This window comes from Chondromyces crocatus (assembly GCF_001189295.1).
GTDB lineage: Bacteria > Myxococcota_A > Polyangia > Polyangiales > Polyangiaceae > Chondromyces > Chondromyces crocatus.
In genome coordinates, this window is the sequence record NZ_CP012159.1 from 6819231 (window position 1) to 6838720 (window position 19490).

Annotated in this window: 16 protein-coding genes; 11 read left to right on the forward strand and 5 right to left on the reverse strand. The window is 68.9% G+C overall.

The annotated features are described in order from the left end of the window. Window positions 1-105 precede the first annotated feature (105 nt). Entirely contained in the window at window positions 106-438 is a 333-nt protein-coding gene (locus tag CMC5_RS24840) for an FKBP-type peptidyl-prolyl cis-trans isomerase (RefSeq protein ID WP_050432755.1), read from the reverse strand. Between the two features lie 156 nt (window positions 439-594). Between CMC5_RS24840 and CMC5_RS24845 the strand changes: the two genes are divergently transcribed. Continuing rightward, on the forward strand, window positions 595-2427 hold the full coding sequence (locus CMC5_RS24845; RefSeq protein ID WP_050432756.1) for a patatin-like phospholipase family protein: 1833 nt from the start codon (window positions 595-597) through the stop codon (window positions 2425-2427). Between the two features lie 23 nt (window positions 2428-2450). Next, a complete protein-coding gene (locus CMC5_RS24850) occupies window positions 2451-3365 on the forward strand; it encodes an RluA family pseudouridine synthase (RefSeq protein ID WP_063796343.1) in 915 nt (304 codons plus the stop codon). Between the two features lie 3 nt (window positions 3366-3368). Here the strand turns inward: CMC5_RS24850 and CMC5_RS24855 are convergent, their stop codons facing one another. After that, on the reverse strand, window positions 3369-4082 hold the full coding sequence (locus CMC5_RS24855; protein WP_169796647.1) for a formylglycine-generating enzyme family protein: 714 nt from the start codon (window positions 4080-4082) through the stop codon (window positions 3369-3371). 209 nt (window positions 4083-4291) lie between these two features. On the opposite strand from CMC5_RS24855, the gene truD reads away from it, so the two are divergent. From truD to CMC5_RS24885, 6 genes are all read left to right on the forward strand, one after another. Continuing rightward, the gene (gene truD / locus CMC5_RS24860; RefSeq protein WP_050432759.1) at window positions 4292-5425 is read left to right on the forward strand and encodes a tRNA pseudouridine(13) synthase TruD; all 1134 of its coding nucleotides are present in this window, start codon (window positions 4292-4294) and stop codon (window positions 5423-5425) included. 101 nt (window positions 5426-5526) lie between these two features. After that, complete coding sequence (locus CMC5_RS24865; RefSeq protein ID WP_082362766.1) at window positions 5527-6348, forward strand: MotA/TolQ/ExbB proton channel family protein; 822 nt, start codon at window positions 5527-5529, stop codon at window positions 6346-6348. Continuing rightward, window positions 6348-6833 carry an ExbD/TolR family protein gene (locus CMC5_RS24870; protein ID WP_050432760.1) on the forward strand — a complete coding sequence of 162 codons (486 nt, stop codon included), beginning with the start codon at window positions 6348-6350 and terminating at the stop codon, window positions 6831-6833. The genes CMC5_RS24865 and CMC5_RS24870 overlap by 1 nt, the downstream gene beginning before the upstream one ends. Continuing rightward, window positions 6830-7765: an energy transducer TonB gene (locus CMC5_RS44900; RefSeq protein ID WP_245677736.1), complete on the forward strand. Its 936-nt coding sequence runs from the start codon at window positions 6830-6832 to the stop codon at window positions 7763-7765. Before CMC5_RS24870 ends, CMC5_RS44900 begins: the two co-directional genes overlap by 4 nt. Window positions 7766-7854: 89 nt before the next feature. Then, window positions 7855-8328, forward strand: coding sequence for a cyclic nucleotide-binding domain-containing protein (locus tag CMC5_RS24880; protein WP_050432761.1), 474 nt, complete (start codon window positions 7855-7857; stop codon window positions 8326-8328). Window positions 8329-8400: 72 nt separating this feature from the next. Then, window positions 8401-9126 carry a hypothetical protein gene (locus tag CMC5_RS24885; protein ID WP_082362769.1) on the forward strand — a complete coding sequence of 242 codons (726 nt, stop codon included), beginning with the start codon at window positions 8401-8403 and terminating at the stop codon, window positions 9124-9126. A 180-nt stretch (window positions 9127-9306) separates the two neighbouring features. On the opposite strand, the gene CMC5_RS24890 is transcribed toward CMC5_RS24885, so the two are convergent. Next, entirely contained in the window at window positions 9307-11136 is a 1830-nt protein-coding gene (locus tag CMC5_RS24890) for a tetratricopeptide repeat protein (protein WP_169796648.1), read from the reverse strand. 87 nt (window positions 11137-11223) lie between these two features. On the opposite strand from CMC5_RS24890, the gene purF reads away from it, so the two are divergent. The 3 genes from purF (at window position 11224) to CMC5_RS41700 (ending at window position 17131) form a co-directional block, all read left to right on the forward strand. Next, window positions 11224-12672 carry an amidophosphoribosyltransferase gene (gene purF, locus CMC5_RS24895; protein WP_050432763.1) on the forward strand — a complete coding sequence of 483 codons (1449 nt, stop codon included), beginning with the start codon at window positions 11224-11226 and terminating at the stop codon, window positions 12670-12672. A 49-nt stretch (window positions 12673-12721) separates the two neighbouring features. Beyond that, on the forward strand, window positions 12722-13696 hold the full coding sequence (locus tag CMC5_RS24900) for a hydroxymethylglutaryl-CoA lyase (protein WP_050432764.1): 975 nt from the start codon (window positions 12722-12724) through the stop codon (window positions 13694-13696). Window positions 13697-13816: 120 nt separating this feature from the next. Then, window positions 13817-17131, forward strand: a complete 3315-nt coding sequence (locus CMC5_RS41700) for a type VI secretion system Vgr family protein (protein WP_063796344.1) — start codon at window positions 13817-13819, stop codon at window positions 17129-17131. Window positions 17132-17245: 114 nt separating this feature from the next. Here CMC5_RS41700 and CMC5_RS24910 read toward each other — a convergent pair whose 3' ends face one another. Beyond that, a complete protein-coding gene (locus CMC5_RS24910) occupies window positions 17246-18868 on the reverse strand; it encodes a putative metal-binding motif-containing protein (protein WP_050432765.1) in 1623 nt (540 codons plus the stop codon). Further along, on the reverse strand, window positions 18859-19404 hold the full coding sequence (locus tag CMC5_RS24915; protein WP_156338853.1) for a hypothetical protein: 546 nt from the start codon (window positions 19402-19404) through the stop codon (window positions 18859-18861). Before CMC5_RS24915 ends, CMC5_RS24910 begins: the two co-directional genes overlap by 10 nt. Window positions 19405-19490 lie beyond the last annotated feature (86 nt).

Consider the following 19490-nt stretch of genomic DNA (forward strand, 5'->3'; position numbering starts at 1 on the left):
GTGCTCGGTACACCAAGCATATCCCGAGCCGCCGGACGGCGGCTCCCCTCGTCGGAGCGAAGCACCGGGGCGCGACGACCTCGTCGCGCCATCGCTGTACGGCCGCTACTTGACCGCGAGCAGCTCGACCTCGAAGAGGAGCGTGGAGCCAGGGGGGATCACCGGGGGGAACCCACGCGCCCCGTAGCCGAGCTCCGGGGGAATCGTGAGCTTGCGGACGCCACCCACCCGCATGCCAGCAACCCCCTCGTCCCAGCCCTTGATCACCTGGCCGGCACCCAGCTTGAAGCTGAAGCCCTGCGGTCCGCGATCCCGTGAGGCATCGAACTTGTTCCCGTTCGTCAGCGTACCGACATAGTGAACGGTCACCTGGTGACCCGCCCGGGCCTCTTCTCCGGTGCCTTCCTTGACGTCTTCAATTCCCAGGCCTTCCGCCATCGTGAGCTCCTTTCGGGCGCATCGGACGAGAGGCGGGCTCAGGCGTCAAGCGGAACACGAAGGACACCAGGGTGGGACCCTACCCACACACCGACGTGTCGTACGTCCCGAGGCACGCTTGTCTGTCGCGACGTGACACGGATACCTTGCGATGAGATGGGCACATCGCTCGGCCCGCGCCCGCTCGACGACACCGTCGCTGCGCTGCGCTCCACGCGGGTCCTCGGTTCACTGGACGACGGCGTGCTGCGCAGCATCGCCGAAGCTGCAGAGTGGGAGATGGTCGAGGCGGGCGAGGCCGTCTGCGAGCAAGGCGCTCCCGCCGACGCACTCTACCTTCTCATCTCCGGCCGCCTCTCGGTCGTCACCACGACGGAGCACGGGATCGAACGCATGGTCGGTCACGTCTACCCGGGTGAACCCGTCGGAGAGATGGCCTTGCTCTCGGACGAGCGCCGCTCGGCCACCGTGCGCGCGCTCCGCGACTCGGTGCTCCTGCGCCTCGATCAGAGCGACTTCCGTCAGCTCATCCCGCAGCACCCTGCGGCCCTCCTCGCCCTCAACCGGCTCCTGATCGAGCGCCTCCACGATCTCCTTCAGGGGCGGCGATCCAAGGTGCTGGAGCGGGTGATCGCCGTCGTGCCTGCATGCCCAGGGGCGCCCGTCCGGGCGCTGTCGACCCGGCTCACCGAACTCCCGGGCGCGCGCCGCCTTCGCGTCATCGACGCGACGCATGTGCGCGAAGCCCTCGGGACCGCGACGATCGGCCCGCTCGGACCTCACGATCGGGTGGCCAGCTGGCTGGAGGCCCAGGAGGCGACGGGCGACACGTTGCTGCTCGTGGGCGACGCCGAGGACGAAGCCTGGACCCGTCGCTGTCTGCGCCATGCGGATCGCATCCTGTTCGTCGGCGTCGGCACCGCATCTCCGGGAGGCCTCCCCTGGTCGGAGGTGATCGCCAACCGCACCGACACCCACGCCCGCCGCCGCCGCGATCTCGCGCTCGTTCACCCCGACGACGCCGTGGCGCCCTCTCCGGCAGGACCCTGGCTGGATACGCTCGACGTCGACCTGCATCACCACGTCCGCCTCGGCGTGCGCCCGGACATCAAGCGCCTGCGCCGGTTCATCTGTGGTGAAGCCGTGGGCCTCTCTCTCTCGGGAGGCGCTGCCCGAGGGCTCGCCCACCTCGGCGTGCTGCGCGCCCTCGAAGAGCTGCAAGTCCCGGTCGACTTCGTCTGTGGCACCAGCATGGGCGCCATCGTCGGCTCACAGCTCGCGCTCGGGCTGTCCGCGGCAGCGGCCCGGGCATCCACGAAGCGCGGCTTCGGAAGCTGGAAGATCTTCGACTGGACCTTGCCCGTGACCTCGGCTTGCGGTGGCCGCTGGTTCGAAGCGCACCTGCGCGCCACGTTCGGCGACCGCGGCGTCGAGGATCTCTGGCTCCCCTTCCGCTGCGTCAGCGCCAGCCTCATCCGGGCTCAGCCCGTCGTGCATCGGCGCGGCCCCGTGTGGCGGGCAGTCCTCGCGAGCAGCGCGCTCCCGGGTGTGTTCCCTCCCATCGTCGAAGGCGACGACCTGCTCGCCGACGGCGTCCTCCTCGACAACCTGCCCGTGCACCATGCCGTCGAGGCAGGCTGCGGCCACATCATCGCCGTCAACGTCATCAACACACTCGACACCACCATGGCCAGTGGGATGGTGCTCCCGAGCGAGCCTCTCCAGCGCCTGGCCGAGCGGCTCCTTCCTGGCGCGGGACGCCGGACCCCCGGCCTCACCGACTATGTCTTGCGGAGCTTCTTCTTGCCCACCCTCAGGGACATCGAGGGAATTCGCCGGAAGAGCGATCTCTACATCGAGCCTCCCGTGAACCAGTTCCACTACCTCGACGTCCGCCCCTTCGATGAAATCGTCGAGGTCGGCTACGGCGCCGCGCGCGAGCGCCTCGCCGCGTGGCTCGCGCAGAGCCCCTCCGTCCCGCGGCGCTAGCGCCCTGCGCTATAGTCCCCGCGATGGCGCCCCCTGCGCACACCACGAGATTCCGCTTCGTCGTTCGCCCTGAAGATCGCGGCCTCCGGCTCGACCAGACGCTTGCGGCCCACGTCCCCGGGCTTTCCCGAAGGCAAGCCCGTGTGCTCCTCGACCTCGGCGGCGTGTTCGTCGACGGCGCCCGCGTCAAGGTCGCTGGCCGCACCCTTCGCCCAGGCCAGGAGATCGTCGCCCACCTGGGCGGTGCCCTTCGCCGGGCCACCAAGGAGACGGGAGAAGCCGCCCGCGCTCGCGACGAGGCCGCCCTGCCACCTCACCGGATCGTCTACCAGGACGACGACGTGGTCGTGGTGGACAAGCCCGCCGGCCTCGTCACGGCCCCCACCCCGGAGAGCGACCGCAACAACCTCGCCGAGATCCTGAAGCGCGCCCTGGGAGGCGAGCTGTTCGTCGTCCACCGGCTCGATCTCGACACCAGCGGCTTGCTCGTCTTCGCGAAGACCGCCGAGGCCAACCGAGAGCTCAGCGAGCGCATGCGCGTCCACGCCGTGGATCGGCAGTACCTCGCCGTCCTGAAAGGAGAGCTCCCCTTCGACGAACGCACCATCGACGTCCCCGTCGGCGGCCGACGCGCCGTGACTCACCTCTCACGCCTCGAGCTGCTGGCCCCCGTGGCGACGCTCGTCCGGTGCCGCCTGGAGACCGGCAGGACGCACCAGATCCGCATCCACACCCAGCACGTCGGGCACCCGGTGCTCGGCGACGGCCGCTATGGCGTGCCGACCCCGGACGACCCGCCGCGCCTCGCCTTGCACGCCACGCGCCTCGGCTTCGCGCACCCGCGCACGGGGGAGCCGCTCTCGTTCGAGAGCCCCCTCCCCGACGACCTCTCCGGCTGGCTCTCGGCGCTGCAGACGCGCACCGTCACGCCCCCCTGAGCGCTACTTGCAGCAGCGAAATCCCGTCGAATAGTCGTGGTAGTGCGGCGCGTGCGCCGTCGTCTTGTAGTCGCACCCGTCGCCGTTCAGGGTGGTGTCGAGGTAGTAGCCACCGCGGAAGGTGCCGCTCTTCTTCGCCGTCCACTCGTGCAGGTTGCCGACCATGTCGTAGACGCCGTAGCTGCTCTTGCACTTCTTGTGGGCCCCGGTGTTCGCCAGCGTCCCCTTGAGCTGGTTCAACCGCCCGTCGTTCATGTTCGCCCACGTGTACGAAGCGAGTGGCGCCTCGGTCCCCTCTTCTCCGTAGTAGTGGTTGAACGAGGAGACCCCACCGTCGTTGCAGTACCCGGCCTTCCGGTCGCCGCCGTAAGGGAACGTCGTCGGACGCTTCCCTTTGCAGGCCAGGAGCCACTCCTCGTCGGAGCAGAGCCGCTTGCCCGCGTTCTGACACGCCTCCTCGGCCTGATCGCGGCTGATGTAGCCCTGCGGCTTCACGCCCTTCTTGCTGATCGCCTTGACCTTCTTCCCGGCCACCGGCGCGAAGGGAGAGTGGGCGCGCGTCTTCCCCTTGGGCAGCACCTCGACCGTGCTCGCCTCGTAGGCATCGATGCAGTACCGCCCCTGCACCTCGACCATGCCCTTCGGGCACCCCTTCGCTTTGGCAGCGGCCGGTTGGATGCTCGGGAGCCCCAGCCCGACGAGAGCCAGAGCCGCCACGGTCCAGGGCAACGGACGTCTAGGGAGGGAAGCAATCCTCATGGTGCCGCGGGGGAACGCTCTCGCCCAGATACCCCATCCCTGGTGTTCCTGGCAATTCTTGCGCAAAAGGCCTCTCCCCGGAGGCGTGGGTTCGATCACACGCTGATTCGACGACCTGCGGCATTCCGCGCTGGACGCCGCGGCAATTTCCGTCAGGCTCCCGCGCCGTGACGTCGCTCCCCGACCCGCAGGCCCCTGGGTTGCCCCAGGGAGTGATCCGGCGCGCACCGGAAGATTTCATCGTCGACGAGCTGCCCGCCTACCCAGCCAGTGGTCGGGGCGAGCACGTCTTCATCACCTTCCGGAAGACCCGCCTCAACACCCCGGACGCCATCCGCACCCTGGCGCGGGCGCTCGGCTCCGATCAACGCACGGCGGGTCACGCCGGCATGAAGGATCGCCACGCGATCACCACCCAGACGGCATCCTTCCAGCTCCCCTTGGGCGTCGATCCCGAGCCGCTGCTCGCCGCCGCCGACCTCCCGGGCATCGAGGTGCTCACGGTCGCGCGACACGATCACAAACTCAAACCTGGCCATCTGCTGGGCAACCGCTTCCGCATCATCGTGCGCGACGTGAGCCCCGACGGCATCACGACGGCGCAGCGCCACCTCGAGCGAGCGTCGACGAGCGGTGTCCCCAACGCTTTCGGCCCGCAGCGTTTCGGCCGCGACGGCGCGAACCCCGAGCGTGCGCTCGGCTGGGTTGCTGGCCGATGGCGTGGACCGCGTGATCGACGCGAGCAGCGTCTCCTCCTGTCCTCGCTCCAGTCGCGCTGGTTCAACGAAGTGCTCACCGCGCGCGAGGCCGACGGCACCTGGACGACTGCCCTGCCCGGCGATCTCGCCAAGAAGCACGACAGCGGTGGGCTCTTCCTCGTCCCCCTCGAAGGACCCGAGCTGGACGATGCTCGGGAGCGCGCACGCGCAGGAGCGCTCTCTGCCACCGGGCCGATGTTCGGCAAGAAGATGCGCTGGCCCGAGGGCGCTCCTCTCGAGCTCGAACGAGCGGTGCTGGCGCGTGACCTCGACGACCCTCATCGGCTCGACGCCGTCGCACACGCTGGAGAAGGCACACGCCGTCCGCTCCGGATGATGGTCCACGGCCTCGAGACAACCGTGCTCGCTGACGACGAGCGCGCCATCGCGCTGACATTTGTGCTACCGAAGGGGGGCTACGCGACGACCCTCCTCGGTCGTGCTTTCCAGCTCATCGACGCCACCGCGCCGCCACGCGCTTCGGGCGACGTCGAGGATCCGGGACAGGAAGAGGAGGTCGAGACGGACGCCTCGTCCACCTGACACGTCACGGCGCCCAACGCACTCTCGATTGCATATTCGTTCATTCGAGCGCCCCCTCACGAGGCGCTCCAACTCAGCAGGAAATACCTCGAAGGAAGAAGATGGACCTCGTCGAGTGGCTGCAGCGCATCATGGTCGGCTTCGGAGCCGCCTGGGTCATGTGGTTGATGATCGGACTGAGCGTGATCTCGGTGGCGATCATCCTGGAGCGCGCCTGGTTCTTCTGGTCGTTGCGCGATGATCTGGGCGTCCTCGCTCGTGATCTTCGGGCATCCCTCGACGACTCCGTCGAGGCGGCCATCAAGCGCATGGAAGCGTCGCCGTCGGCCGAGGCCGCCGTCGTCTCCGCCGGGCTCGCCGTCGCGCACAAGGGCCCCGAGGCCGCCGAGGAAGCCATGGCTGGCGCCACCGCCCTCCAGCGGATGAAGCTCGAGCGGCGCCTCGCCTACCTCGGCACGCTGGGCAACAACGCACCGTTCATCGGCCTCTTCGGCACCGTCATCGGCGTCGTGATGGCCTTCGACGAGCTCGGCAAGGCCGCGGTGAACACCACCGGCGCGCAGGCCGCGCAAGCCGCGCAGGCCGCAGCGCCCCAGGCGGTCATGTCGAGCATCGCCGAGGCGCTCGTCGCCACCGCCGTCGGTCTCGCCGTCGCCATCCCGGCCGTCGCCTTCAACAACTTCTTCCAGCGGATGATCAAGGCAACGCTGGCGAACACCGAGGCGCTCACCCGCATCCTCCTCTCGCACCTCAAGGCCAACCCCTCCTTCGTCGTCCCTGGTGAAGGCCTTGCCGCCCACGCCGTCGAGAAGCCCCGGAAGGCCGCCAAGGTGGCGGAGAGCCGCGCAACGGGCGGAACGGCAAAGAAGGCCGCGAGCGAGAAGGCTGCGAGCGACGAGGCCGACGGTGAGGAGGAGAGCTGATGGCCGCCAGCAGCAACAACAATGACGACGACATCATCAGCGGGATCAACGTCACTCCGCTCGTCGACGTCACCCTGGTGCTGCTCATCATCTTCATGGTGACGGCCAAGATCATCGTGTCGCAGTCGCTCCCGATGGATCTGCCCAAGGCCGCACAGGGCCAGGAAGTGCAGCAGATCTTCGGCGTCGACCTGCACGCGAACGGCGAGATCTTCGTCGACGGCAAGAAGCTCCCCGGCGAGGAGGGGCTCCTGCCCATCGCGCGCGAGGCGCAGGCCCGGAACCAGGAGCTGCGCGCGGTCATCCGCGCCGACACGACGGTCCAGCACGGCCGGGTCATCCGCGCGCTCGACCTGCTCAAGCAGGCCGGCGTCTCCAAGATCGCCTTCGGTGTCACGCCCACCGCCCCCGAGGGTGGCGCGGTCGCACCGCCTGGCGGAGCCGCCCCCGCGGCGCCCGCTCCAGCGCCACCGGGGAACAAGTGAGCCTCTCGCCTCCCCACGCCGCCACCTCCCCGTCCGCCGACGCGCCACAGCGCCGGGAGCGCGAGCGCGAGCGCGATCCGCTGGCGGCCGTGTTCGCCATGGGGGATCGCGCCACGCGGGTGGGCGCGGCGATCGGGCTCACGCTGGCGCTGACCAGCCACGGTGCCCTGTCGGGGAGGGCCATCCTCTCGGAGATGCTGCGCGAGGCGCGCCTCGCCGCGGAGCGCATGCGGTTCGAGGTCCACGATTTCCTCTGGGCCACCTACGAGGTCGAGCTCCCGCGCCCGGAGACACCGGAGCCGCCCAAGGAAGCCGAGCCGGAGCCCGAGCCCCAACCCGAGCCCGAGCCCATCCCCCAGCCCAAGCTGGCGCCTCAGAACACCCCACCGCCCGAAGCCGATCCCTACGATCCCCCGCCGGCCGCCGCGGCCGCACCCGAGGTCCTGACCCAGGCGCCGGATCCCAACGAGATCGTCGACATGACCAGCTTCGGCATCGCCTCGGGCAAGGGCGAAGGCCCTGGCTACGGCATGGTCGCTGGCGACGGCACGGCGAAGACCGCGACCCGCAACCCGAACGCCAAGGTGGGCGGCACGGTCGGTGGCAAGGGCACGGGCGACCCCCGACCCCCTCCCCCTCCCGGACCCGATCGCTCGCGCGCGCCCAACATCCTCGGCAGCAGCTCCTGGAACTGCCCCTTCCCGCCCGAGGCCGACGCCGAGCAGATCGATCAGGCGCGCGTGGTGATCATGGTCACCGTGCGCCCGGACGGCTCACCGCTCTCGGTCAAGGTCGTGAACGATCCCGGCCACGGCTTCGGCCGCGCCGCGCGCATGTGCGCCCTCGGCAAGCGCTACCAGTCGGGTCTGGATCGCGAGGGGAAACCCACGACCGGCACACTGGGCCCCATCACCGTCCGCTTCACCCGCTGACGCCCCCGTCTCGCGCTCCGAAACATCGCGGGCGCGGACACCATCCCATCTTCCCACACGCCGCCTCTCCGCTATCCTCCCCGCCCGACGTGGAGATCGAACAGCGGATCGAACAGCTCTCGAAGGTCGCCTTGTTCAAAGGCCTGACCCCGACGGCCCTGGAACTCATTGCGCGCGTCTCCAGCGAGGAGTCACACGCGCTCGGCACGAAGATCTTCGAGCACGGCGATCCCGGCGACAAGCTCTACATCCTCCTCGACGGCAAGGTCCGCATCAGCCGTGAGATCCCCGGCATGGGCGAAGAGGCACTGACCATCCTCGGTCCCGGTGCCGTCTTCGGCGAGATGGCGCTGCTCGACGAGGCCCCGCGCTCTGCGGACGCGCGCGTCCACGAGCGCTGTCGCCTGCTCACCGTCTCCAAGGACACGTTCGAGGACCTGCTCTTCCTTCACAAAGACCTCGCCTACGAGGTGCTCTGGAGTGTCGTCCGGATGCTGACCCAGCGCCTCCGCGAGACGACGGACAAGCTCACCTTCCTCTCCGTCACGGGTAAGTTCGAGTAACGGCGGGCGGGGGGAAAGGGACGACGCGTCGCTCGCTCGACGCCCCGGCTCCCGGCGCGCTTCCGGAGGACCATGGCACCGCGTCTCACCCACGAATCCCTTACCTTTGCGATCACGTTCGGCGCCCTCACCAGCGCCTTCGGCGCCCTCACCAGCGCCTGTGGCTCGGCGTCCCCGCCGCCCGGAAGCACACCGGCGAACGCCTCCACCCCCTCCTCCGTCGACGATCCAGCCGCCTCCTCCGGCTCACCTGACGCCGCCCCCTCTGCCACGCCCTCCGACGGCACCTCGACGACCGCTCCCGCAGCGCCGCCCCGTCCGGGCGAACCCGCCCACTCGCGCAACCTCATCGCGACGCAGATGGAAGGCGATCTGAAGAAGATCGGCCTCGACCCGAACAAGCTCCCCCGCCTCGACCAGCTCCCGCTCTCCCAGAAGAAGAAGGTCATGCCGCTGCTCCAGAAGTCCCTCGGCATGGACAGCTGTCTGGGATGTCACGTCGAGGGCAACTTCCAGACCGAAACGCGCAACATGAAGGTCGCGCGCGGCATGTGGAACCACTTCGTCACCCCACTCCGCACCGAGGCCGGTGGCGCCGTCTTCTGCGACAGCTGTCACAGCGGAGAGAAGCTCGTCCTGGCGCGCCCCGATCGAAAGGCCGTCGAGACCTTCATGGACCAGCAGTACGTGCAGAAGCTCTCCCGCGCCGACAAGGCCGACATGGAGTGCAGCACGTGCCACGGAGACGCCATGGAGCTGAAGATCGTCCAGAACCTCTGGAAGATCCCTGAAGGCTGACGACGCACGAGCCTGCACCACCCACCCCTACGGCCGGAGACCTCACCCGCTTCCCGACGCAACGAGCGTCAGGCCCGAAGCGGCGAGACATGCCTGTTTTCCCGAATGGTTCGCGGGGTGGTGGGGCCCCGACGAGCTTTGCTCGGCGGGGCGGCGGGGGCGCGTGCCCCGCCGTGTGAACTAAAGCGCGTCGCTCACCGCGGCCGGCGTGATCCCCTTCTCGGAGGCGAGCAATGCCACGAGCCGCGCCCGCTCCTCCACGCTCACCCGCCCCAGCAACAGGTAGCGCGCATAACGCTCGACCGCCTCGTCCCTGGCGCCCGCCGCATGCTCCCGATCCGCGCTCGCCAGAAGCTGCTGACGGTAGCGATCGTAAGTGAACAGGATCTGATCCCTCACCCCGCCCACCGCTTTCGTGAGCAGCGCGTGCTTCAGCTCGATCTCCGCAGGCAGATCGAGCGGATCCCCGTTCGCCACCTCGTCGCAGCGACCTGGCTGCGCCGGGAACGTCTCGTCCTGGTTGCGCTGCTCGTACAGACGCGCGTCCTGATCGAGGATCACCGCGCCGTCGTGGAGCCCGGCCGCCGACACGGTCACCGTCATCATCGCGTGCACCGCGTGCACGTTGACCACGTACCCGTGGCTGCAGTTCCGGGCCACCTGGATGGTGCGCGGCGTCCGATCGAGCCGGCTGGCCGCGACCGTGATGTCCTCCTGGATCACGCTCAGCCGCCCCTCTGCGTTCGAGAACCGCCCGCGCGCTTCCGTGAGACGCCTCTCGGGCCCAGCGAGCCGCTCTTCCTCCGATCGCAGACGCGAGAGCTCACGCTCGACCGCCGACTCCTGGGACGAACATCGGGCCGGATCGTCCGGGCGCGGCTCCCTGTCCGGCTTCGGCGGTCCGCTGGGCCGCCTCGAACGACACCGCTCCAGGTCCGCGCGCGCGCTCTCCACCTCCCGCTGCGCGCGCTCCACGGCCCGCTGCGCGCTCTCCACGTCCCGCTCGCTCCGCGACACCTCCGAGCGCGCCTGGGACACCTCGGTCTCCGCAGGGGACAGCCGCATGCGCGCGTTCGTCAGATCCGTCTCGGCGGCCGCGTGATCCGGGTTCGCCACCGTGCTGTAGCCGCAGACGTACATGCATGACCGCGGCGTCGTCGACTGATCGTGCCGGAATGCGTAGCCAGAGACCCCCCCCGTCACCCGCACACCGACGGCCGAAGCATCGACCTGCTCCTCGCTCTCCACGACCGCGAGCGGCAGCTCGGGCCCCAGCGCCTGACGCAAGCGCGCCGCCCCGACGCCCGGCGCCAGATCCGCGGCGCTCCGGTCCCCGGTGAAGGGCTTCACGAGCGCCGTGTACGTCACCTGCTCCCGCAGCGAACGCTTCAGCTCGCCCATCACGGCCGGCACATCCCGGTAGTTCGGCATCACCTGCACCGCCGCGGCCAGCTCCAGCAGCGCGTTGCCCAGGCGCCCCTCTTGATTGAACGCCTCTGCCCGCGCGTACGCCGCTGCGGCGATGTGCTCTCTCGCGGCCGTGTCCAGGCTCCGCGCCCGTGCGTCTGCTGGCAACGACCGCAGCACCTCGCCGGTCAGCTCCAGTGCCTCGCGCGCCCTGCCCGCTCCCAGCAGGTGCTCGGCCTGATCGAGCACACGGACCGACGCCTCGGCGATGATCCGCCGCGCGTCGGCGTTGTACGGATCGAGCCAGGCCGCCTCGTGCGCGATCGCCATCGCGCCCCGGGCATCTCCCTTCTGGAGCAGCCCTTGCGCCCGCACGACCCGCGCCGACGCCTGGCTCCGCTTTGCCATCCACAGGCGCTCACGCGCCTCCTGGTTGTTCGGATTCAGGGCCAGCGCCTGCTCGTACTCGGCCGCCGCTTCGTCCCATCGCCCGTGACTGGCGAACAGGTTGCCGCGTTCCATCCGTTCGGCGAACGGACCACCGCAGCCCACAGCACAGCCCAGAACGAGAGCCAACGAAAAGACCCGGAGAGCTTGGCGCATCCGCATGACTCGTAAACCGACGGAAGTTTCGCGCATCTTATTCAAACCCGGTGGGTGGCGTCCGGGTTTCGTACTAAACCTCCGCCCATGTGCGGCGTGTTCGGGATCTTCGGGCACCCTGAGGCGGCCAACATGGCGTATCTCGGGCTACACGCCCTCCAGCATCGCGGGCAGGAGGCGTGCGGCATCGTCTCCACCGACGGCGAGCGCCTCTACAGCCACCGCGCCATGGGACGGGTGCAGGCCGCCTTCGACCCGCAGGCCCTCACCTCGCTCCACGGGGATCGGGCCATCGGCCACGTACGCTACTCGACGGCCGGAGGGTCCCACCTCAAGAACGCCCAGCCCATCGGCGTCGACTGGGCGCGCGGCTCCCTTGCCGTCGCCCACAACGGCAACCTCACCAACTTCGAGGCCCTCCGTGATCGCCTGGAGGCCCGCGGCTCCATCTTCCAGACGGTGGCTGACACCGAGTCCGTCCTCCACCTCATCGCCCTGAGCCAGGTGGAAGACCCGGAGGGCCGCATCGCGGACGCTCTCGGACAGCTCGAAGGCGCTTACTCGATCCTCTTCCTCGACGAGCGCCGGCTCATCGCCGCCCGCGACCCCCTGGGGATCCGCCCCCTTTGCCTCGGCATCATCGAGCACGACGATCGCACCGGCTACGTCATCGCCAGCGAGCCGACCGCCTTCGACCTCATCGGCGCCCGCCTCGTGCGCGACGTGCTCCCCGGTGAGCTGATCATCATCGACGAAGGCGGCATGCGCTCCTCGTTTCCCTTCCGCCGCGCGGAACGCAAGATGTGCCTCTTCGAGTACGTCTACTTCGCGCGCCCCGACTCCATCCTCGAAGGCGCCAACGTCTACGAGGTCCGCAAGGCCCTCGGCCGCCGCCTCGCCGTGGAGCAGCCGCTCCCCCCTGGCGAAGGCGAGGCCGTCGTCGTCCCCGTCCCCGACTCCGGCGTCCCGGCCGCCATCGGCTTCGCCGGCCAGTCCGGCCTCCCCTTCGAGATGGGCCTCATCCGCAGCCACTACGTCGGCCGCACCTTCATCGAGCCCCAGCAGTCGATCCGCCACTTCGGCGTACGCCTCAAGCTCAACCCCAACCGCGCCGCCATCGAAGGCAAGCGCGTCATCGTCGTCGACGACTCCATCGTGCGCGGCACCACCAGCCGCAAGATCGTGAAAATGATCCGCGACGCTGGCGCCCGCGAGGTGCACGTCCGCATCTCCAGCCCGCCCACACGCTGGCCTTGCTACTACGGCATCGACACACCGACCCGCGCCGAACTCATCGCCTCCACCCACGATCTCCAGGAAATCAGCCAGTACCTGACGGCCGACAGCGTCGGCTACCTCTCCCTCGAAGGCCTCGTGAACGGCGTGCGCTCCGTGGAAGCCCCTGCCCGCGTGGGCACGCCGGGCGGCTCCACGCCTCCTGGCCCGGACAGCTACTGCCACGCTTGCTTCTCCGGCAGCTACCCCGTCCCCTTCACACCATCGTCCCCACCGCGCCACCTCCGGATGCTCCCGTGAAGGAGAACGGACGTTGACACGGCGTGCCGACGGCGCTGAGCTTCGGGACATGACGCTGGAAAGCGCCGCTGCGGCATCGCGCCCGGACGACGACCTCTTCGCCCGCGTCCCGGATGCGGTCTCCATCTACGAGGTCAGCCCGCGCGACGGCCTCCAGAACGAGTCGACGCTCATCTCCGTCGACGGCAAGCGCCGCCTCATCGACGCCCTCGTGGCCTCCGGCCTCCGCCGCATCGAGATCACGAGCTTCGTCTCCCCCAAGTGGGTCCCCCAGCTCGCCGACGCCGAGGAGCTCGCCCGCGCCATCCGCCCCCCCGAGGGCGTCACCTACAGCGCCCTCTGCCCCAACGCCCGTGGCCTGGAGCGCGCCCTCTCCGCTGGCCTCACCGAGATCGCCGTCTTCCTCAGCGCGAGCGAGGCGCACAACCGCGCCAACATCAACAAGACCATCGCCGACACCCTGTCGGTGTTCTCCGAGATCGTCCCCCCCGCGCGCGAAGCCGGCCTCCAGGTCCGCGCCTACGTCTCCACCGTCTGGGGCTGCCCGTACGAGGGCGCCGTCGATCCTGCCCGCGTCGTGCAGATCGCGGAGAAGCTCCTGGAGCTCGGCTGCTACCAGATCTCCCTCGGCGACACGATCGGCGTCGGCAACCCGCGCCAGACCCGCGAGATCGTCCGCCGCTTCCTCGACGCCATGCCCGTCGAGCGCTTCGCGCTGCACATGCACGACACCCGCGGCACCGCGCTCGCCAACGTCCTCACCGCCCTGGAGATGGGCGTGCGCGACTTCGACGCCTCCGTCGGCGGCGTGGGCGGCTGCCCCTACGCGCCAGGCGCCGCTGGCAACCTCGCCACCGAGGACCTCGTCTACATGCTCCACGGCATGGGCCTCGAAACGGGCATCGACCTCGAGAAGCTCCTCGAAGCCGGCAACGTCGCCGAGCAGGTCATCGGCCGCCCCCTCCCTGGCAAGGTCCACAAGGCCGGCCCCTTCCGGCTACGCCGCTCCCCTACCCGCCACTGAACGGCCTCGACGCGTCACCGCACGCTCACCGAGCCCCTCGGCGCGCGACGCGACCTCCCAACGTCCAGTTCGCTTGACGCCCCCGGTGCCAGCGGATCTCCTCATCGAGGGAGGCCCCTCATGTCGGCACAGGCAGACGTCTTCAGGATCCGCATCGAGATCGATGGCATCGAGGATGGGGCGCTGGAGCTGTCCCGCCTCACGGGCAAAGAGACCATCTCTCAGCTCTTCGACTTCGAGCTGCTCGTCGTGTGTCGCGATCCGTCGGGCATCAGCCTCGAGAGCATCGTCGGCGAGCCGGCCACGCTCGTCTTCGAACGCGACGACATGGAGCTACGCCGCCTCCACGGCATGATCGCCACCGCCCGCGATCGCCTCGACACCGAGACCACCCACACCACCTACCGCGTCACCTTCACCCCGCGCGCGTACAAGCTCACCCTCAGCGAGACGCTCGACGTCCACCTCGACCTCGATCTCCCGGGCATCCTCCGCAAGAAACTCGACGCCGCGGGCTTCACGGAAGGCACGGACTACGCCTTTCGCCTGTTCGAGTCCTACCCCGTCCGCGACTTCGTCGTGCAGTACAAGGAAACCGACCTCGCGTTCATCTCCCGCATCACCGAGCACCTCGGCATCAGCTACGCCTTCGAGCACGACAGCGGCCGCGACGTCATGGTCTTCACCGACAGGAACAGCGGGTTCCGACCGGTCGAGGGCGAAGAACGCCTCCCCTTCCGACCTCGCGGCGACCCCACCGACGTCTTCGAGATCGAAGAGACGGTCCGCATGGTCCCCGGCCAGTTCGTCGTCCGGGACTACAACTACCGCACGCCGCAGGTCGCGCTGAACGGCGTCTCCACCGTCCCGAGCGGCGTCGGCGCCGTCGTCGAGTACGGCGCCCACGTGAAGACCCCGGGCGAAGCGCAACAGCTCGCCGAGATCCGCGCCCAGGAGCGCCTCACCTGGCTCCGCGTCTTCGACGGCCAGAGCGACGTCTCCCTCTTCCGCGCCGGCGCCCACCTCACCCTCGAAGGCCACCCCTACGGCGATCTCAACCTCCTCCTCGTCGAGCTCACCCACAGCGCCTCCCTCGTCACCCTCGGCAGCGGCGACGCCTCCGGCATCACCTACACGAACACCTTCAAGGCCATCCCCTTCAGCCGCACCTACCGCCCCCCGCGCCACACCCCGAAACCCCGCATCCACGGCGTCCTCACCGGCGTCATCGATGGCCCCCGAGGCGGCGACTACGCGCAGCTCGACGACGACGGCCGCTACCACGTCCGCTTCCTCTTCGACACCACCACCCCCGACGAGGAGCAAGCCTCACGCCCCGTCCGCATGGCCCAGCCGCACGCTGGCGCGGGCTACGGCATGCACTTTCCACTCCGCCAGGGCGTCGAAGTCATCCTCACGTTCGTCGACGGCGACCCAGATCGCCCCATCATCGTCTCCACCGTCCCGAACCCGCAGACCGCGAGCCCCGTCACCTCGGGCAACGCCCCCCGCAACATCATCCGCACAGGTGGCGGCAACGAGATCAACATCGACGACACCGGCGACAACCAGCGCATCAAGCTCTCCACACCGCACAAGAGCACCACGTTCCAGCTCGGGTACAGAAACTCCCCCGAAGACGGCGCCATCCTCGAAACCCAGGGCGCCAACTCGTCCATCGCCATGGGCGGCACCGCGATGTACACCTCGGCGCGGGCCTCCGTCTCCACGCTCTACAGCCTCTCGCTCTCCGGCCAGATCAGCACCGTCGCAGAGCACACACCCTTCGCCACCACCGTCTCCACGGTGAAGGCGCTGATGGGCCAGGGCCTCGACCTCGCCGGCAGCTACCTCGATCTGCGCGCCGCCGAGAAGAAGAAGAAAGAAGCGGAACTCAAGCTCGAGGCGATGCAAGACCAGCGCGCCTCGTACGACGCCGAGCAGCGCCGAAAGGCCGCCCGCAAGCGCACCAAGGACGCGCTCCGAGCGCTCGAAAGCGGCTGCACCATGACCAGCGCCGAGGCGGCGGAGCTCGAGAGGCTCCGCACCGAATACGAGCTGGCCATGAAGAACTACGACAAGAAGCTCATCGAGAAGCGTACCACGCTGGAGTGGCTCGCTGACGCGAAGAAGGGCGAGTGGGTTCCCAACGTCGATACCCAGAACGCCGTCGTCGTCACCGACTCTTACGCCCAGATCCAGACCCACGAGCTCGCCCTCGAGACCATCGAGACCGAGCTTTACGGCAGCGGTGGCCTCAAAGAGGAGTACGAAGCCAAGCGCCTCGCCTACCTGAACAAGCTCAAGGCGCTCACCCCGTCGCCTCGGACCCCCGAGCAGACAGCGGCATTCACCGAGGCAGACGCGGCGATCAGCGCCGAGCCCGGCGTCGACACCGAGGCCAACACGGCGGCCCTCACCGCCTTCAACTCCCGCAACACGTACAACACCCAGGTCGGCGTCAACGAGCTCGGCGAGGAGGCCCTCGAAGCCAAGACGCACCGCAAGAACATCGAGCACGCGAAGAACGCCAACATTCTCTTCAGCGAGCTGATGGCCGTCCTCGCGGGCGTGAAAGAGTTCATCGAGCGCTTCAAGAAAGACGACAACAAGAAGGATCTGCTCCTCACCAAGACGGACAGCGAGCCCCGCGAAGACCCGGCGTTCGCTGCGAAGAGCACCTACGAGCCGCGGCTCGGCTCCTTCTTCGCCGTGAAGCACACCCTCGGCTCGACCGGCGACATGGTCATCTACGCCGATCACGAACTTCTCTCCTGGGCGAAGACCGCCCTCTTGCTCGGCAAGAACGGCGTGCTCATCGAGAGCGGCGCGCACCTCTCCCTCCTCTCCGCCGACAAGGCCGAGCTGGCTGCCAAGAACAAGCTCCTCCAGACCAGCAAGACCATCGACATCATGGCCCGGGACGAGGCCAGGCTCATCGCCGAGGAGAAGCTCTACCAGGCCAGTCAAAGGATCATCGTCCTCGCCGAGGACACCTTCGCCCTGAAGGCCGCCCCTGCGGAGGGCGAGAACGGCGCTGGCACCATCGACATCGAGTCCAAGGGGGCGATGAAGCTCAAATCCCTGGAAAAAAGCATCGAGATCCAGGCCAAAGACAAGGCGGGCCAGCGCATCCGCCTCGAAGCCAAGACGGATCTCTTCGGTGGCTCGGAGAACGTCACCCTCAACGCCTCCAAGGTCGCCCAGCTCCTGTCAGGCAGCGTCAAGCTGAAGCTCGACGCCCAGGCCGCCACCGCGACCCTCGGCACGGACACCTGGAAGCTCTCCATCAAGAACAACGAGGCCAAGCTCGGCACCACGCAGAATGGCCTCACCGTGAAGGCGGCCACGACCCAGCTCACCCACGGCGCCGCCAAGCTCGAACTCGACGGCCAGCTCGTCAAAGCCAACGGCCAAAGGATTCTCCTCGGCTAGACGCGCTCGACCCTCGACATCGAGGCGCTTGCAGGCCGAGCGCGCCGAGCGCTTCGGAGGGCCGAGGGCAAGCGCGCGCTGGTGCGAGATCGCACCGACGACGGCTCGCTCGGCTCAGGGCGTCTCTGCCACGCACCCCAGCCGCGAGAAGAACATGTGGTTCTCCCCTTGCCGGTCGTCGCGGAACAGGATCCCCAGCTCCCCCGCTGGACCGAACGTGGCCACGGGCTGGATGCTGTTCCTCGGTGCGAACGTGATCCGCTGCTCGGGCGAGATCGACATGAGATCGGCGCCGACCATCGTCGAGTAGATCTCGTAGCCGTCGTTCTGATCGCGATCGTCGGCGTACACGACCAGCACCCGGTCCCCGAGCGGCCGCAGGAACGGGTACCGCGACCGGAACGATCCGGGACTCGTGATCGGCCGCGTCGGGACGAGCACCTGGCCCTCCTCGGAGAGCACCGCCCCGTAGATGGCCGTGGGCGATCGCGTCTTGTCGTACCAGGCCACGACGAAGCGATCGCGGTTCCACACCACCGTCGGGAAGACCGAGTCCGTGAACCCATCGGTCAGATCGACGGGATCGGACGCGGGCGTGAGATCCGGATGGAAGAGCTGCACCCGGATGAACCGCTGGAAGCCATTGTTCGCCGTCCAGGCCACGGCCATCCCGGGCCCACCCGCTGCCACCGAGGGCCCTTCGTTGTCGATCCCCGAGAACACCTCGGTCAGCGGCGTGTTGTCGCCCAGCAGGTTGGCCCCGATGTCCAGCCGCTGCGCGTACAAGTTGAAGAGGCCGTTGCGCTCGTCCTGCCAGACCGCGACGAACTCCGCCCCGTTCCAGGTGAGCGCCACGTTCACCGAGAAGCCTGGAGCGTTCGTGAGCTGCCGATCGCCGCCTTCCACCTTGTTGCCGCTCGCGTCGAGCAGCGTGAAGTAGATCTGGTACGCCCCCGTGCGCCGGTCCTGCCACACCATGCCGTAGCGATCGCCGACCCACACGATCGGCCCACCCGACGCATCGCCATTGCCTGGCGTCAGCGAGCCCTCGCCAGGCGGCAGCACGTTTCCGGCCGGGTCCAGCATCGTCCTGAAGACGGAGAAGCCTTGCTGGTTGCCCGAGTAGACCGCTGCATACGAGGTGCCGCTCCAGGCCAGCCCCCCGGTGCTCGCGGGCGCCACGTTCCCCGAGATGCGCACCGCGTCTCCGTCGCCCAGCGGGATGAAGCTCGCTCCGTTGTCGACGGTGCCATCGCAGTCGTTGTCGACCCCATCGCAGACCTCTTCCCCTCCCGGATACGCCGCCGGGTTGGTGTCGTCGCAGTCGTCACCGCACGCGTCGGGGTCGCCGGGCTTCGTGCCGGGGCGTGGACCGAGAAAACCGTCGCCGTCGTTGTCGAACGTCGCGGGACCGTACGTGCACTGCCCCGTCTCCGGGAGGCATGTGTCTGCCGTGCAAGGGTCTCCATCGTCGCAGTCCACGGGCGTGAGCTGCACGCACGTCCCTCCCCGCGACACCAGCCCACCATCCGGGAGCTGATCGGGCGGGAGCAGATCGCAGAACACCGGGTTGCAGCGATCCTCGGCGCCCTCGCAGTCCGCGTCGACGTAGCAGTCGGGCGCCGGTGGCGGGATGGGGATGGACGAGCGCCCCCCGCACCCCACACCGAGCCAGGGGCCTCCCGCCATCACCACCGGAACGAGAAGCCAGCGCGCCGCACGCCAGGTCACAGGCATCCGCCGAACCCTTCGACATCGATCGGCTCGCACACCAGCCCGGCAGGGCACCCGTCGTCACCGACGAGAGGACAGAGCCGCACGCACTGGTTGCCCGAGCCGGTCACCACGCACACGAAGCCTCCCTGGCACTCGAAGCTGCCCAGACACGGGTCGCCCTGCCCGGCGACCCCCGCGGGTCCGCAGCGCGACCCGTAGATCTCCTGCCCGCACGCCTCCTGCGGATACCGGACGAAGATGAAGCACCCCTCACCGACTGCGCAGTCGCCGTTGTGCTGGTCGTACGGATCACACTGGAGATCCACGATCGGAGGCGGCTGATCGGGACACCCCGGATCCACGTACTCCTGCAGCGCGTCTCCGCCCCCGTCGACCGAGCCCGCGCCCTGGCCCCCGTCCGCCCTGCCAGCGCCGACCCCACCGCCCCCTCCGTCGCCTGGATTGTCGACGACGATGGTGTCACCGCAACCGACCGCGACCCCGAAGATCGGCGCCGGAGCGCAGAAGGCCGCCAGAAGGAGGAAGCGCGATCGCATGCCCCGCATGGTATCGATTCCGCGCCGCCTGGCCACGCCCAAGCAGCAACCGGGCTGGCCGTCCCGGAGGGCGCTGGACGAAGAGC

Excerpts from the sequence above, each read along its gene's own strand:
- CMC5_RS24845 (WP_050432756.1), top strand. The coding sequence starts at position 595 with ATGGGCACATCGCTCGGCCCGCGCCCGCTCGACGACACCGTCGCTGCG.
- purF (WP_050432763.1), top strand. The coding sequence starts at position 11,224 with ATGTGCGGCGTGTTCGGGATCTTCGGGCACCCTGAGGCGGCCAACATG.
- CMC5_RS41700 (WP_063796344.1), top strand. The coding sequence starts at position 13,817 with ATGTCGGCACAGGCAGACGTCTTCAGGATCCGCATCGAGATCGATGGC.
- CMC5_RS24870 (WP_050432760.1), top strand. The coding sequence starts at position 6,348 with ATGGCCGCCAGCAGCAACAACAATGACGACGACATCATCAGCGGGATC.
- CMC5_RS24850 (WP_063796343.1), top strand. The coding sequence starts at position 2,451 with ATGGCGCCCCCTGCGCACACCACGAGATTCCGCTTCGTCGTTCGCCCT.
- CMC5_RS24865 (WP_082362766.1), top strand. The coding sequence starts at position 5,527 with ATGGACCTCGTCGAGTGGCTGCAGCGCATCATGGTCGGCTTCGGAGCC.
- CMC5_RS24915 (WP_156338853.1), bottom strand. The coding sequence starts at position 19,404 with ATGCGATCGCGCTTCCTCCTTCTGGCGGCCTTCTGCGCTCCGGCGCCG.
- CMC5_RS24840 (WP_050432755.1), bottom strand. The coding sequence starts at position 438 with ATGGCGGAAGGCCTGGGAATTGAAGACGTCAAGGAAGGCACCGGAGAA.
- CMC5_RS24900 (WP_050432764.1), top strand. The coding sequence starts at position 12,722 with ATGACGCTGGAAAGCGCCGCTGCGGCATCGCGCCCGGACGACGACCTC.
- CMC5_RS24910 (WP_050432765.1), bottom strand. The coding sequence starts at position 18,868 with ATGCCTGTGACCTGGCGTGCGGCGCGCTGGCTTCTCGTTCCGGTGGTG.
- CMC5_RS24885 (WP_082362769.1), top strand. The coding sequence starts at position 8,401 with ATGGCACCGCGTCTCACCCACGAATCCCTTACCTTTGCGATCACGTTC.
- CMC5_RS24890 (WP_169796648.1), bottom strand. The coding sequence starts at position 11,136 with ATGCGCCAAGCTCTCCGGGTCTTTTCGTTGGCTCTCGTTCTGGGCTGT.